Here is a 14892-nt window from a genome sequence, read left to right on the forward strand (position 1 = left end):
CGACTTAATTCCCTCCGTCCCCTTTTTTGACGCTGCGTGCGACGCCCCGTGCGTCGAACTGCAGGCGGGCCGATTCGCGGTCGCCGGCGACCTCGTCCGGCAGCCATGCCAGCCTGCCGGCCTTGCGGACGATTACGTAGACGTGGCCGACTTCCGAGGCCGGGTTCTGCAATGCGTTGCGTTGTTCCTGCAGTGCCTTGGCCACGCGTGGTACAGCATCGAAATCGATGTTGGCCAGCGGCGTGCTGCTGCGCTGCAGGCTGATGGTGGGTGCGAACTGCTGGGGGTTCACCGGGTTGCCCTTGCGCCACTGGCCACGTTCGAAGTGATAGCTGTCGACGTGACCCGGCTGTTGCGGATCGACCAGATCGAGGTTGATGCGGCCATCGTCGTAGAAGTGGATGCTGTGGAATACCGTCAGCCGGTGTCCGGACAATGCGGGCAACTGCTCCAGTGCCTGGCGTGCGCCCTGCAGGTATTCCGAATCGAACAGCCGGTTGCTGCGTTCGGGCATCAGGGCGGGCTGCAGTCCGGGTGCCGTTGCCAGTGAGTCGGCCTGCTCGCGCGGTGGCTGCGAGGCAAGTGGCCTTGGCGAAAGGTCGGGCCGCACCGGATGTCCCAGTGTCTCGGCGATGGTTCCCAATGCACCGCCGGCAACGGCCACGCCAGCCAGCGCCAGCAGCACCAGCGAAAACGCCCGTCGGGTGGAAGGAGGCTGCTTCACATGCCCTCCAGGCGCACGTTGCCATGGTCATCCGGGTCGTACAGCAGGGTCACGTGTTCGCGCGGGATGTTGGCCAGGTCGATCAGTGGAATGAAGCGACGCACGCTGGCGCGCTGCACATCGCCGTCACGATCGGTGTACTCCAGCTGGAACTCCACCTGCGGCTGCTCGTTGAGGTAGGTGCCGGTCTGGCGCACCTTCAGTACCCTGGCCTCCACGCCGATGCCGCGATACTTCAGCGCATCGCCGCGGGCATCAGCCTGCAAAAGGCGGCCGAGCAGGCGCAACCCCAATATGTACCCGCACAGCACCAGCGGGCACACCAGCAGCGGGTGGCCGAAGGACAGGAAGGTCCAGCCCAGGCCCTCGCTCTGCAGGCGGTAGGCCGCCACATAGGCGGCGGCCACCAGGACGATGCCGATCGCAGCGCCGATGCTTCGCCGCCACAGGCTGGCGACGTTCAGTTCGGGCTGGGCACCGTCCAGTACCACGTTCGGGAACGCGCCCGGCATCCGGTTCAGGCGCGCATCGATGTGCCTGCCCACCTCGAATCGATGCAGCTGGGGTTTGCTGTCGACCACCAGCAGCTGTTCGCGGATCGGGGTGCCCGACAGATTCTGGAAGGACAACTGCAGTTTCCATTGCGCGAAGCCACGCACCTGCACGCCGGTCTGTTCGGCGTGTTCGATCAGCGCATCACGAGGTTCGCCATCGGCGAGGATCGAATGCACGCGATGCAGGGCGCGCGGTGGTCCGAGCAGCAGGGTATGCAGGAAGGCGAGCAGCAGGGCCAGCCATGCGCTCAGTGACAGGGCGAGCAGCAGCAGTGCCAGCCATGGTGCACTGCGGTCGACCAGGGCCACCGGCCACGAGGTGCCGAAATAGAGAATGCAGGGAAAAGGCAACGCGAAGAACAGCAGGAACGCGCCCCAGAACCAGAGATAGGCTTTCATGGGGGAGGTGGCGGGCCGGTGGAACAGGCCGCGTAGCGTACTACGCTCAGCGGAACTGCAGGGTAAGCAGGTAGTAGCGGCCCAGTGGATCGTCCAGTCCCGGCATCTGCCCACCATTGCCGACCAGGTAGTTCACCGGTTGCGCATCAAGCACGTTGTGCACGTCCAGTGCCGCGATGACGCGCGGACCCAGGCGGCGCGCCAGGTGCAGGTTCCAGCGCAGCTGGCGCGGATTCATGCAGTGGTTCCGGTCGATCTGCCGCTGCGGGCACTCGTCGCCGGGCAGCCATGCACGGGTGCGGCCCACCTGGTTGCCGCGCAGGGCGATGTCCCAGTTGCTGTTCTGCCATTGCACGTTCAGGACCGCTGCCATCTCGGGCGTGACGTGCCCGCGCAGGTCGATCGCCGGTTCGTGGTCGCGACGGCGGCGCAGCTCCTGCTGCTTCAGCGCGTCCAGCGAGAACATCCACTGGCCGCTGCTGCCGGTGTCGATCCGGTATTCGCCACGCAGCACCCAGTTGCGGGAGGTGGTACGGCCGATATTGTCGAACGACAGCCGCAGGCTGCTCAGGTTGCCATCCTCATCCAGCTGCCAGGTATCACGGTTCCACACGGCATCGACCGGCTGCAGCGCGAGGATTTCGTTGCGCAGCTCGACGATGTTGTGGGTCAGTGACAGCGAGAACGCATCGCTGGGTGACCAGGTCGCCGCCAGCGAATGGCTGCGTGAGCTTTCGGCCTTGAGCGTGGTGTTCTCCTCCACATCCGCAGTGACCACGCAGCGGCCGTCGGGCCCGCTCTGTGCACAGGGCGGCAGTGCGCTTGAGGCGGGCAGAGTGAGGGTGCCGAACTGTCCTGGCGGACGGCGCTGTTCGAACAGGCTGGGCGCGCGATAGCCGCGACCGCTGGCCAGCAGGAACGACCAGTGCGGTGTTGGCGTCCAGCGCAGGCCGGCACGGGGCGAGAATGCCGTGTAGTCGCCGTCGTAGTCCCAGCGCGCGGCCAGGTCCATGCGCAGTTCCGATGTCAGTGGCAGGCCCAGTTCCGCATACGCGCCGCCACTCTGCCGCGACAGGCGCCGCTGCTGCTGCGGCAGCCCCAGTGCCAGATCGCCCTGGCTCAGCAGGGTGTCCGGGTGGGACGTCCAGCGTTCATGGCGCAGGTCGATGCCGGTGGCCAGCTGCGCATTGCCACCCCGCATCGGCATCAGTGCGCGCTGTATGCCCCACCAGCCCTGCCATTGCTCGGTAAGTCCACGGTTTCGGATCGCCGGGAACAACGACTTGGCTTCATCGGCGGGCAATGCATTGAACCCTGGCAGGAACCTGAGTGACTGCGCGGCCTCGACGAAGGGGGCGGCGCGCACGGTGCCTGGCGTGGACAGGGTGACGTCGCTGCGCTGCGCGCTGATGCCGGCGTCCCAGCTGTGGCTGCCCTGGTCCCGGCCGATGCCAAGGGTGAGATCGGCATCCGTGGCACGTACCTGGGGACGCACATTGCCGGCTTCGCGCAGGACGCTGTTGAAGGTGTAGCCGTACAGATTGAGAGCCACGGCGGTCGGGCCCAGATCAAAGCGCTGCCTGTTGTGGCTGGCACGGGCCTCGGCGTAGACGTAACGGCCCTCGCCACGCTCATGCCGATAGCGCAGATAGGCAGAGGCGGTATCAGAGGCGGGTTGAAGCGAACGTGGGCGCGAGCTGTCGAACCAGCAGGCGCCATTGCGTCGTTTCAAGGGTCCGTCGCAGCGCGTGGCGGGCCAGTAGTCGCCCTCGCGGAAGGCGCCGATCAGATACTGCGACGTTTCTGCGTGCCAGTCACGCTGGTTCCCCGCCAGATGGTCGACGCGATGCAGGTCGACACCGGCGAACCAGCGGTCGCCGTTCCCGCGCAGGCCTCCAGTGGCGGCCTGCACGCGGTACTGGCCGGCGTCGCCACGGCTGCTCAGGCCGGTCTGCAGCGTGGCTTCCGGGCCGTCGGCCTGGTCACGCAGGATGATGTTGACCACGCCGGACATGGCATCGGCGCCGTAGATGGCCGAGGCGCCACCGCGCACCAGTTCGATGCGTTCGACGAAGCTGAGTGGAATGCCGCCCAGGTCGGTAAGTCCGCCCTGTTCCAGGGACACCATCGGGTAGCGGGGCAGGCGCCGGCCATTGACCAGGAACAGGGTGGCGCGCGGTCCCATGCCATCCAGACTGGTGGTGGCGGCCGCACCAACAGGCAGGTACTGCGAATCGCCACTGCGTGCGCTGCTCATCGCAGGCAGCCCGTTCATGCCGGGCAGGTGTCGCAGCAGGTCGAACAGGCTGCCGTAGCCGCTGCGCAGGATGTCCGCGCGGTCGATCGTGGTCACCGGCAGGGTGGTCTGCACGGAGGTGCGTGGCAACCTGCTGCCGGTGACATGGATCGGCGCTAGGTCTACCTGGGGCGGGGATGGCGGAGGCGTGCGCGGGCGCGGCGCCACCGTTGCCGGAACCGGCGGCGCGACGACGGGCGCGACGCGGATGCGACGGACCACGAAGCCTCCGGACGGTGTTCGAAGGATGGTCACCGGCATGCCGGCAACCAGCTGTTTCAGGGCCGATGCCGGATCGGCCAGGCCATGGGTGCCGTTGGCATGGAGCCCCGCGAGCTCCCGGGCATCGAACACCAGTGCGATGCCGCTTTGCCGTGCCCACTGCTGCAGTGCCGAAGTCAACGGGCCAGCGTTGATGTGGTAGTCGTGGGTGGCAGCCGGACCGCCTGCGATGGCGGCAGGCGGCGCGGCGACCAGCAGCGCCAGGCACAGCAGGGGGCGGAGCAGCCCCCACTGCAGCGCGCCTGGTCCTGCCATCACCGCAGGCCTCCTCAGTACGTGCGGCGCAGTTCCAGCGCGCCATCCGGGCGCGTCTGGCCAGCAATGGACCAGCCAAGTTCCAGCGCGGACAGCAACTCCTGTGCGTCGCCTGCGCGGAACGTGCCGCTGACCGCCAGATCAGTGATCTCCGGGTCAGCGATCACCAGCGGTGCATGGCCATAGCGGTTCATGCGTTCGACCACGATCGACAGCGGGGTGGCATCGAAGACCAGCTGCCCATGCAGCCAGCCCTCGGCGGCTGCCGTGGAGGACAGCGCTGGACCAGGCTGGATGCGCCCGGAGGGCAGTACCTGCAGTTGCTGGCCAGGGGCCAGCGTGTGCTGGGCGGCGCCGTTGCTGACTTCCACCGCACCCTCCAGCAGCGCGACCTCGACCAGGCCATCGTGCAGGCGCTCGACCTGGAAGGTCGTGCCGATATCGCGGATCGTGCTGGTGCCGGCGCGCAGCTGCAATGCCTTGTTCGATGGCGCGACCTGCAACTGCAGGCGGCCGCGTTCCAGGTCCAGATCGCGGTGGCGCCAGCCGAAGCGGGCGTGCAGCGTCGTGCCGGCATCGAGCATGGCCACGCTGCCATCGGGCAGGGTCAGCCGCTGTGCCTGATGCGTGTCATTGGCAAAGCGCTGCGGGGCAGGGTTGCCATCCACCGCTACCATCCAGCCCACGCCGATGGCCAGGCAGATACCCGCGGCCGCGGCCACCGCAGGCAGCCAGCGGCGTCGGGCAGGCCGTGCCGCACGCGCCGCAGCCGTCCGCAGCCACGGGTCCGCAGCCAGGCCCTGGCCCTGCTGGAAAAGGTCTTCGGCCTGCACCCAGGCTTTGACATGGGCAGGGTCTTCAGCAAGCCAGTCTTCGAACGACTCGCGTTCGGCTGCGGTGCAGTCCGGAGCTTCCAGACGCGCCACCCAGGTGCTGGCGCGTGCGAACAGCGAGGCGTCTTCCATGTGTCGGTGGCTGCTCATTCGGCATCCCTGTCGTTGTGCAGCGGATCCGGTCCCAACTCCTGGCGCAGGCCCTGCAGGGCGCGGGCGATATGTTTTTCCACGGTCTTGGCTGTAATTCCACAGTGCCGTGCGATCTGCGTATAGCTCATGCCGGTGATCCGGTTGAGCAGGTACACCTCGCGCGCGCGCTCGGGCAGTTTGAAAAGGGCCTGCCGCAGCAGGGACAACATCTGCCCGGACTCTGCCTGGCGCAAGGGGTCCGGCGACGGGCTGGTGGGCTCGTCGTGACCATCATGCTCGGCCAGTGACAGGTGCGGTCGCGACTGCGGCGATCGGCCGCGATCGGCCAGGCGATTGCGCGCAATACGATACAGCAGCAGGCGCAGTTCGTCGGTGCCGTGCGCGCGATAGCGGATCAGCCGCTCCATGCAGTCCTGCGCGATGTCCTCCGCATCCTCCGGCCCCACGCCCCGTGTGCGCAGGAACGCGCACAGTGGCGCGCGTTCCTCGCGTACGAACGCGATGAAGGCGTCCGCAGGCGCGGATGGCTCCGGCGCGTGGTGGATCAGGGGGGACGGAACGGACAGGGCTGGCCTCGGCTGACGTTGGTGGATGCGCCTTCGAGTTTTACGCGACGATGACCGGATGGGGAAGAGTGCAGGGTGCCCCCTCTCTCATTGTGAATGCATTCATTTTTCCCTGCCGGCCGCGCTGGGGGAGATTCCGGCGTTCTGCCGTTTGACTCTTTACCCGCGTGTTGCGGGTGGAGAGAGAACGTATGAAGCATTCGAAGTTGAGCCTGGCCCTGGCCGGGCTGATCGGCGTTGGCGCCATCGCGGCGGCTGATGACGTCATGGCAATGAGTTATCACGTGCAGGGGGATCGCATCTTCCTGAGCGGCGGCGTCACCTACGCCGACGTGGTGTCGCTGCCGGCGTTGCTGGCCAAGGCGCAGGCCGAGGGCCGGCCGATCCGCGAAGTGGTGCTGCGCACCTCCAATGGTGGCGCGTTGATCGCCGGCGAGTGGCTGCAGGGCATCATCCGCACCGCCGGCCTGAACACCATCGTGTCCGGCAACTGCATCTCGTCCTGCTCGATCATGCAGTCCGGTGGCGTCGAACGCTATCTGGCCGGTGATCTGCCAATCGTCGATTCGGTACAGATCCACGCGGCCAGCAACAGCGGCAAAGTGATCTACACGCCGTCGCCGCGGATGACCCAGATCTACACCGGCAACTACGGCGGCGGCATCGATGCCGGGCTGCTGCACAAGGCCATGTATGAAGTCGTGCAGCCCAACGGCCTGCTGGTGTTCCGCGATCCGGCGCGCACCACGGGTGCCTCGGTCACTTTCGATCCTGATGGCAGCGGCAGCAAGCTGGAGTCGTTCCCGGGCCAGGACATCTACAACAACAGGATCATCACCGCGAAGGGCTACCGCGATCCGGGCGATACGTTGAATGTCACCGCCAACGTGAGCGGCGACATCAACCCGGGCTACCTGCGCACCGGTCGCCAGCTGCAGACCTTCGTCGATGATGATTTCGCGCGCTGGAACACCAATGCGTCGTCGACCTACATCAGCCTGGCACAGGGCATCTACAACGCATCCGGCAATGGTCCGCAGGGCATCGGCCCGAGGTCGGTGCAGAGCTATCAGAACGATCCGATCTACAGGGCTGCGCTGCTCTCCAGGCTGCGCCTGGGCGACCTGGACGTGTCCACGCTGGACAATTCGATGGGCGTGATCCGCGTGACCAACGGCGCCACCTGGCGTACCTCCGCCACCACCGGTGCCGACTTCATGCTGGTCGACAACGGCACCATTGCACTGGAGGGCGGCGCCCTGCGTGCTTCGGAGGTGCGGGTAATGGGCGCAGGCATGCTGGTCGGCAATGGTGACGTGGCCGGCACCGCGATGGATCTCAGTGCGCTGGCCAGCGGCACCCGCCCGTCCTGGCGAGAGGACGGCTTCAACCGCCTGCGCGTCTATGGCACGTTGATGCCGCGCGGCGGCGATCTGGTCACCCACGGCTACGTCAACATCATGCCGGGCGGCAAGGTGCTGTTTGATGTGACCGAGAACGGCGGCGCTGGCAGTGGCCGCCTGCGCGTAGGCAGCTTCTTCGACAGCAAGCAGACCGACGGCGCGCTGGTGATCTCCAAGGGTGCCTTCCTTGAACTGAACGTGGCGCAGGGCTACTACGGCCAGGATTTCCGTCGCGATCTCGTGCAGGGCCCGATCTACCAGGGCGGCTTCGAAGACGTCGTGCGCCTGGGCGACACCGGCTACAGCGCCAGCATCATCGGCGGTGAAGTGTTCCGCCCACGCCACAACTCGCTGCTGAGTTTCAACGTGAAACAGACCGCGGACGGCCTGTGGTTGACCGCCAACCCGGGCTTCGACCAGTTGGGGCTGTTTGCCAATGGTGCTTCGGGAGATGCCCTTGGCCGTGCGCTGGCGACCGCTTCCGATCGCAAGGATGGTGGCCTGAAGTCGCTGCTCGGCGCTCTGCAGTTCGCTGACCGTGATGTGATCGCACGGCAGGCCGGTGCCCTGCGCGGTGACGCGCACGCGAGCCTGCGCCTGGCCGACACCGCATTGGTGGGCAGCATCGGCAATGTGGTGCAGCAGCACCAGGCTGCGATGCGCAGTGGCGGTGATGCCGACGGCCTGGCCTCGCAGGCCGCGCAGTCGGTGTCGGCGCAGCCCGGGATGCGGCACGGCAGCCTGTTCAACCAGCTGGCCATGCATCTGGTCGAGCCGGCGGTGGGTGGCGGTGAAGGCAGTGGCTCTGGCCGCAGCCATGGCCTGTGGGCGCGAGGTTTCGCCAGCCACGGCCGCATTGATGCTGACGGTGGCGTGGCCGGCTTGAGCCACAACATCGGCGGCATCGTCGTCGGTGCCGATACCCGCGTTGCCGATGACCGCGTCACCCTGGGCGTCAGCGTGGCAGCGGCAGATATGTCGACCAAGGGCCGCGACGGCTCCGACTTCAGCGGTGACGTGCGCGCGCTGGACGTGGGCGGCTACCTGGACGCGACCTATTCGCGCGGCTATCTGTCGGCGGCGGTGCGCTATACCGACCTGCGTCATGACACCCGGCGCAGCGTCAGCGGTATCGATGGCCTGCAGCAGCCGCTGCGCGCCAAGTACAACAACGATGCGATCTCGGCACGGGTGGAACACGCGTTCTCGTTCACCACCGGCAAGGGCCTGGTGATCCAGCCGTTGTTGCCGGTGGTGGACTACGCGCGGACCTCGGCCACGCGCTTCAATGAAGGGCAGGGCGCGGGTGCACTGGTCGGTCGCAGCGGCAGCCTGGAAAGCATTCGCGTTGGTGCCGGCCTGCAGCTGTTCAGGACCTTCGAGGGCAACAACGGCGAGCGCATCACCCCGCGCGCCCGTGTGGTCTGGCAGAAGGAACTGGGCGATTCGCAGGCCCGCTACAGCACCGGCTTCGCCGCCGCACCTGACCTGGTGTTCGGCGCCAGCAGCCAGGCCGTGGGCGAGCAGGTGCTGGCCTGGAACCTGGGCGTGACCAGCCGCGCCAGCGAACGCCTGTCGATCATGGCCGACTACGTGGGCGAGCGCCGCGACGGGCAGATCCAGAACGGCGTGATGCTGGGCCTGGGCTACCGGTTCTAAGTGGTACAGGGCACCGGCGATGTTCGCATCGCCGGTGCCATCCCCACGGACGCGTGGCTGCGGTATGGTCGGCAGGGCATTCCACCCAGGTCCTTCCATGCAGATCGCCGTCTTCAGCGCCCGACCCTACGACCGCCGCTTCCTCGACGAAGCCAACCAGCGCGATGCTGCGGGGCAGGGTTGTACGTTCGTCTACTTCGATGCCGCGCTGGATGTGCATACCGCCGCACTGGCGCAGGACTGCGCCGCCGTCTGCGTGTTCGTCAACGACCGGCTGGATGCGGCGGTGCTGCGTGCGCTGCACGCGTTGGGCGTGCGTGCGGTGCTGCTGCGCTGTGCGGGCTTCAACAATGTGGACCTGGCCACGGCGAAAGCACTGGACCTGTTCGTCGCCCGGGTGCCTGCGTATTCGCCCGAAGCGGTGGCTGAGCACGCGCTGGCGCTGGTGATGACCCTCAACCGCCAGACCCATCGCGCCTACAACCGCGTGCGCGAAGGCAACTTCATGCTCGATGGACTGCTTGGCCGCACCCTGCACGGCCGCACGGTCGGCATCGTCGGTACCGGCAAGATCGGCCTGGCCACCGCGCGTATCTTCAACGGCATGGGCTGCACCGTGCTGGGGCATGACCCGTATCCGTCGGCCGCCTTCGCGGGCGTCGGCGAGATGGTGGCGCTGGATGAACTGCTGGCGCGGGCTGACATCGTCTCGCTGCACTGCCCGCTGATGCCCGATACCCAGCACCTGATCAATGACGCGTCACTGGCGCGGATGAAGCCGGGCGCGATGCTGGTCAATACCTCGCGCGGCGGGCTGGTCGATACCCACGCGGTGATCCGCGCGCTGAAGTCGCGCCGGCTCGGCCACCTGGCCATCGACGTGTACGAGCAGGAAAGCGCGTTGTTCTTCCAGGACCTGTCCGGCGAGATCATCGACGACGAGGCCTTCCAGCGCCTGATGACCTTCCCCAACGTGCTGGTGACCGGCCACCAGGGCTTCTTCACCGTGGAGGCGCTGCAGGAGATCTCGGCGATCACGCTGGGCAACCTGGCCGATTTCGCCGCCGGGCGGCCCTGCGCCAACCGGGTCGAGGCGGGCTGAGCCGGGTGGATTGACCGCCGGGGCGCCCAACCCGTAAAATCGCGGGCTCCGCCGGAATAGCTCAGTTGGTAGAGCGGCGCATTCGTAATGCGTAGGTCGCAGGTTCGACTCCTGTTTCCGGCACCAGTTGCAATGAAAAGCCCCGGCCTTGGTCGGGGCTTTTTTGTGCTCTGGTAGTGCCGGCCGCTGGCCGGCAACCCCAGAATTGCCGTGCGTCTGGCATTGCTCACGAGGCATGTCCCGTTTCTCGCGTGCCAGCCTGCTTGCGCAAGGATCCGGGGACGTTGTTCACCCTCGAAACTACAGGTCGATTTCCCGAGTCCCTTCCTGTGCTATGAATGCACAGCCTTGCTTCGAGGCTCTTTCAGGAGTTGCAGGGATGCGCAGGTTCGGGGGGACTGCAGGCGGTGTGTCCAGCCGCCTCAGGAAATTCGAGGATCTAATTCGGAAGCTGGACGCAACAGGCGCCTGGCTGCGTGGTGTGCTGCTGATCGGCCTTGGCCTGTCACCAACCGCAATCGCCCAGACCACGGTGACGTACATCCACACTGACGCCCTGGGCTCGGTCGTGGCTGAGAGCGATGCCAATGGCAATGTGATCAAGCGCTATGACTACGAGCCCTACGGGGCCGTGGTCGGTGGTCAGGTCACGGACGGGCCGGGGTATACCGGGCATGTGAGCGACTCGGCTACCGGGCTGAGTTACATGCAGCAGCGATACATGGACCCGCAGTTGGGGGTGTTCCTGTCGGTTGATCCGGTGACAGCGTACGAGCAGCCTGTTGCGCAGTTCAATCGGTATAGGTATGCGGACGGGAATCCGTACAGGTTCACGGATCCGGATGGAAGAGAGGTCGTGTATCAGTACCTGGAAGGCGTCAGTGAAAGACGGGGCCGTCTGCACATGATGGGAGTCGTAATGTCGCCTTCCGCTCACTCGGAACTACAGCAACTCGAAAGGTCTGCGGAAATCTACACTATTGTGATGGGGAGTGATTTGGAGCCGGGGTACGTAACCGACACGAGGACCATAAAGTTGAATCCATCTTTGGGGATCAAGATTAGCTCCACGGGCGAGGTGCAGCCTCCTGCTGTGAATAGCGCTCATGAGATTTCGCATGCTGCCGAACATGATCGCGTGGGTACAATGGAGTTTACAAAGTCTAAGCGGGACGTCCAGAAGAACGGTGTAGACCGTGAGGAAAATCGTGCGAGCTCCTTCGAGCGTCAAGTAGGTAGGGAACTCGGAGAGCCTACCAGACAGTATTATCGTGACTACGACAAGGGTGTGAAGTGTAGCTCTGATATGTCTTCTGGCTGTGGAAGGTAGCTTTGGGAGGGCTGTGAGTGGATGCTCGAATTGCGGGTTTAGTCCTCGTGCTGCTGGCGAGTTGTTCGTCCGCAGTGGATGAGCCAGTAGCTGTTGTGGAGGCTCTGAACTCGGAAGCCTGCCAGCTGCCTGCGGAAACGCCGATGGCAATCACAATTGCGGACGCCATAGCGGATCCCGCAGCTTTTAATGGAAAACTCGTCTCCCTGGAGGGCTACTATTGCGCGGCTTTCGAGATGAATGCACTCTACGAAACGCCTGATTGCTACTCAAAGCCGGAGTTGGGATTATGGCTGGGAGGTATGTCGCCATTTTACTCATCCCGGGGGCGAAGAGTTTCGGTGACAGGGATATTCGATTCCCGATTGCAAGGCCATCTGGAAAAATGGCCGGCAGGGATCTGTACCGCCAAGCTGGTGGAACTGTAAGTCAAATGATGTATGAGCCCAAGTCCCTCGCCTTCAGTGGCGACGACTATCCATGCTGTGTCATGGACTTTTTATCCAGCTTGCAGAGGTCCAAGGTCTGCATCGCAGATCCGGCCCCGAGGCGCTGAGCAGCACGTCTGCGCGGAGTGCTGCCTCAATAGGCAAGGTCGGAATAGTAGATCTTCTTTGCTCCGAACACGCCGCATCCTTCGCTGGTGAGGGCGTGGAAGCCGATCGGTGTCCGCGATGACGCCGCCGACAGGATGGCCGCGTATTTTTCCCGTCCGGATTTGTCGCTGGACAGATCGATTACCCAGCGCCCGTCGGAAACACACTCGTTGTTGGTGGGCTGGCCTTCCAGCCATACGGAAACGAACGTGGATTCGACCACCAGCTTGGTGATTTTTCCGGTCTGGTGTGTATCGGCCCATGCGCTGCCGGACAGCAGCAGTGCGCCGAGCGTGATAGCGAGCTGTTTCATGTCTTCCCTGCAGGCCCGGGTGATCAAACCCTATATATAGCGCAGTACGTGCCGGATCTGATGAGCACGAGCATCATCAGTTGCCGCAGAAAGCCGCCGATTACCCCGGCCAGCACCCCGGCCGCGATCCGCATGGCCAGCCGGACCCATCGCCCGGTGCGTTCCCGCAACCAGGGCAATACCGCCGTTACCTGTGCAGCCAGCAGCAACACCACTACATCCAGCCCCAGTGCATCGACCAGCGACAGCAGCGGCAGCAGGTCGGGATTGCAGGCCAGTACAAGCAACAACACGCTGCACAGCAGCGCAATGGTCCGGCGGCTGGTCGGCAGGGTGGTCCAGCGCAGCAAACGATCAACCAGGGGCATGAATCTACGGGTCCTTGTCAGAGCGGTGCATGCAGGCGGTCATTCCGCGCGGACGGGCTGCCGCAGCACTGTCTTCAATCGAGCGGCTTCGGTCCTGCGCGGGTCGCTCAGGTAGATCTCATGGTGGGGGCCGGCAAAGGCATACCCCAGAGAGGGCATCAGTTCATCGTGCAACTTCGCCAGGATCGGGCCCTCGTCATCGTAGGCTCCAATATGCAGGGTCTGCAGGCAGAGGCCCTCTTCAAGAATGTCGTGGCGAAGGCTGGCCGGAACGTTGCTCAGTTTCTTTCCCGCCTTGGCGATGGCAGCCTCCAACTGCTCTGGACTGATCCCGCCCGGCGTACGGATCATCACCGTCCACCTCCACTCATCCTTGCGGCGTGCCACAAAGCTCGACGGATCCCTGGCGGTCCACAGCGCTTCCAGCGGCGGCACCACGTAGTCCTGGCCTTCGCTCTTCAGTGCGAACTTCAGTGCATAGCTCACCGCGTACAACCACTGCACCGCCTGCAGGTAGGCCGGGGCGGTGTTCGGGTCACCGCGGCCGTCGATCATCAGGTAGGGCAGGGGCGGTACGTCCACCGTCACGAACCGGCCCGCCGGGGGCTGGTACAGCGCGCGATCGCGCTTCTTGAAGTCGATCTTGTCCATGGGGCTTCCTCCGCCGCCGAGCATCCCACGCATTGCCCGCGCAGGCATGCCTGAACCCGTTCAGGCGACTTTGCCGAACGCGGGCGGAGCACCCGCCATTGCCCTATGCCAGGATGCCGCCCTCGGGCGTTCTGCCCGCCGTGGTCGCGCACTGCGACAACGTGTCGCAGCCTGAAACGGGCCTTTCCTGCGCCTGATCATTGTCAATGCCTTTCTTAAATGGTGGGTGACGGCCTAAAATTGAAAGGCTGACTCGACCCCACCTCCCTGCCTGTCTTCCGGACCGGCGGGACCGGCTTTTGCCGGATCAGGCAGGACGGGGAACGGCATTCCCTCGCAATTGGATCGACCGATGATTCCGTTGAAAACCCTTGGGCGCTGGTTGCGCCCGGGCCTGCTGCTGTCGTTGCTGGTGATGCTCACCGGCTGCGATGCCGTGGCCATCCTCAGTCCGAAGGGCCAGATCGGCCAGGATGAGAAGACCCTGCTGATCACGGCCACCGTGCTCATGCTGCTGGTCGTCATCCCGGTCATCATCATGACCCTGACCTTCGCGTGGAAGTATCGCGCCTCCAACACCAAGGCCCGTTACGAGCCGAAGTGGTCCCACTCGACGGCGATCGAGGTGGTGGTGTGGTCCATTCCCTGCATGATCGTGCTGGTGCTGGCGGTCCTGACCTGGCGTTCGTCGCACGCGCTGGACCCGTACAAGCCGCTGGATTCGGACGTCAAGCCGGTCACCATCGAGGCGATCTCGCTGGACTGGAAGTGGCTGTTCATCTATCCGGAAGAGAAGGTGGCGGTCGTCAACGAAATCAAGTTCCCGGTCAACACGCCGCTGAACTTCAAGATCACGTCCGATTCGGTGATGAATGCCTTCTTCATTCCGCACCTGGGCAGCATGATCTACTCGATGGCTGCGATGGAGACCAAGCTCCACCTGATCGCCAACGAGACCGGTGAATTCCCGGGCATGTCCTCGCACTACAGCGGCGCGGGCTTCGCCAAGATGCACTTCACCGCCTACTCGGTCACCGATGCTGAATACCGCCAGTGGCTGGACCAGGTCCGCGCCGGTGAGCAGACCCTGGACAAGGCCTCGTTCAAGGCCCTGGGTGAAGCACGCAACGCCGAGTGGTATCCGGTCACCTACTTCGGCAAGACCGAAGAAGGCCTGTTCGACTGGGTCATCGCCAAGCACATGGGCGACAACAAGCATTACGGCATGAAGCACGAGCACAAGGCCCCGGCCGATGGTGCTGCTGCCGAAGGCCACGATGCCCACGCAGGTCACGAGGGCCACCAGGGCCATACCGACGCTGCCGCCGCTCCGGCTGAACACGCCGGACACACTGCTGACGAGCACGCCGCCGCCGGTCACGCCGGCCACGCGGGTTCGGGAGAATGA

General features: G+C 65.0%; 13 protein-coding genes and 1 tRNA gene. 6 read left to right on the forward strand and 8 right to left on the reverse strand.

Annotated elements, in window-relative coordinates; genetic code table 11:
- Positions 1–4: 4 nt before the first annotated feature.
- The 5 genes from AC5P57_RS02030 to AC5P57_RS02050 are packed head-to-tail and all read right to left on the reverse strand — an operon-like array spanning position 5 to position 5999.
- Entirely contained in the window at positions 5–724 is a 720-nt protein-coding gene (locus tag AC5P57_RS02030; RefSeq protein WP_262236152.1) for a hypothetical protein, read from the reverse strand.
- Positions 721–1677, reverse strand: a complete 957-nt coding sequence (locus AC5P57_RS02035) for a hypothetical protein (RefSeq protein ID WP_262236153.1) — start codon at positions 1675–1677, stop codon at positions 721–723. The genes AC5P57_RS02030 and AC5P57_RS02035 overlap by 4 nt, the downstream gene beginning before the upstream one ends.
- Before the next feature lie 46 nt (positions 1678–1723).
- Positions 1724–4510, reverse strand: coding sequence for a TonB-dependent receptor plug domain-containing protein (locus AC5P57_RS02040; RefSeq protein WP_262236154.1), 2787 nt, complete (start codon positions 4508–4510; stop codon positions 1724–1726).
- Positions 4511–4524: 14 nt separating this feature from the next.
- Entirely contained in the window at positions 4525–5493 is a 969-nt protein-coding gene (locus tag AC5P57_RS02045; RefSeq protein ID WP_495219422.1) for a FecR family protein, read from the reverse strand.
- On the reverse strand, positions 5490–5999 hold the full coding sequence (locus AC5P57_RS02050; protein WP_099554384.1) for an RNA polymerase sigma factor: 510 nt from the start codon (positions 5997–5999) through the stop codon (positions 5490–5492). The genes AC5P57_RS02045 and AC5P57_RS02050 overlap by 4 nt, the downstream gene beginning before the upstream one ends.
- Before the next feature lie 254 nt (positions 6000–6253).
- Here AC5P57_RS02050 and AC5P57_RS02055 point away from each other — a divergent pair, with 254 nt between their 5' ends.
- The 5 genes from AC5P57_RS02055 to AC5P57_RS02075 all read left to right on the forward strand — a co-directional run bounded on the left by AC5P57_RS02055 (position 6254) and on the right by AC5P57_RS02075 (position 11984).
- Positions 6254–9124, forward strand: a complete 2871-nt coding sequence (locus AC5P57_RS02055; protein WP_099554386.1) for an autotransporter outer membrane beta-barrel domain-containing protein — start codon at positions 6254–6256, stop codon at positions 9122–9124.
- 97 nt (positions 9125–9221) lie between these two features.
- Complete coding sequence (locus tag AC5P57_RS02060) at positions 9222–10226, forward strand: 2-hydroxyacid dehydrogenase (protein WP_099554388.1); 1005 nt, start codon at positions 9222–9224, stop codon at positions 10224–10226.
- 50 nt (positions 10227–10276) lie between these two features.
- A tRNA-Thr gene (locus AC5P57_RS02065) sits at positions 10277–10352 on the forward strand.
- Positions 10353–10635: 283 nt separating this feature from the next.
- Positions 10636–11556, forward strand: coding sequence for an RHS repeat domain-containing protein (locus AC5P57_RS02070; RefSeq protein ID WP_430542889.1), 921 nt, complete (start codon positions 10636–10638; stop codon positions 11554–11556).
- Positions 11557–11573: 17 nt separating this feature from the next.
- Positions 11574–11984 carry a hypothetical protein gene (locus AC5P57_RS02075; RefSeq protein WP_262236159.1) on the forward strand — a complete coding sequence of 137 codons (411 nt, stop codon included), beginning with the start codon at positions 11574–11576 and terminating at the stop codon, positions 11982–11984.
- A gap of 154 nt (positions 11985–12138) precedes the next feature.
- Here AC5P57_RS02075 and AC5P57_RS02080 read toward each other — a convergent pair whose 3' ends face one another.
- From AC5P57_RS02080 to AC5P57_RS02090, 3 genes are read right to left on the reverse strand one after another with little or no spacing between them, the layout of a single operon-like run.
- Positions 12139–12465 carry a hypothetical protein gene (locus AC5P57_RS02080; protein ID WP_262236160.1) on the reverse strand — a complete coding sequence of 109 codons (327 nt, stop codon included), beginning with the start codon at positions 12463–12465 and terminating at the stop codon, positions 12139–12141.
- A gap of 23 nt (positions 12466–12488) precedes the next feature.
- Positions 12489–12833 (reverse strand): hypothetical protein, encoded by a 345-nt coding sequence (locus tag AC5P57_RS02085; RefSeq protein ID WP_099554392.1) that lies wholly within the window; start codon positions 12831–12833, stop codon positions 12489–12491.
- A 39-nt stretch (positions 12834–12872) separates the two neighbouring features.
- Positions 12873–13484: a GyrI-like domain-containing protein gene (locus tag AC5P57_RS02090; RefSeq protein WP_262236161.1), complete on the reverse strand. Its 612-nt coding sequence runs from the start codon at positions 13482–13484 to the stop codon at positions 12873–12875.
- Between the two features lie 352 nt (positions 13485–13836).
- Between AC5P57_RS02090 and cyoA the strand changes: the two genes are divergently transcribed.
- Positions 13837–14892, forward strand: a complete 1056-nt coding sequence (gene cyoA / locus AC5P57_RS02095; RefSeq protein ID WP_099554396.1) for a ubiquinol oxidase subunit II — start codon at positions 13837–13839, stop codon at positions 14890–14892.

Source organism: Stenotrophomonas sp. YJH_SMC_79 (assembly GCF_059367995.1).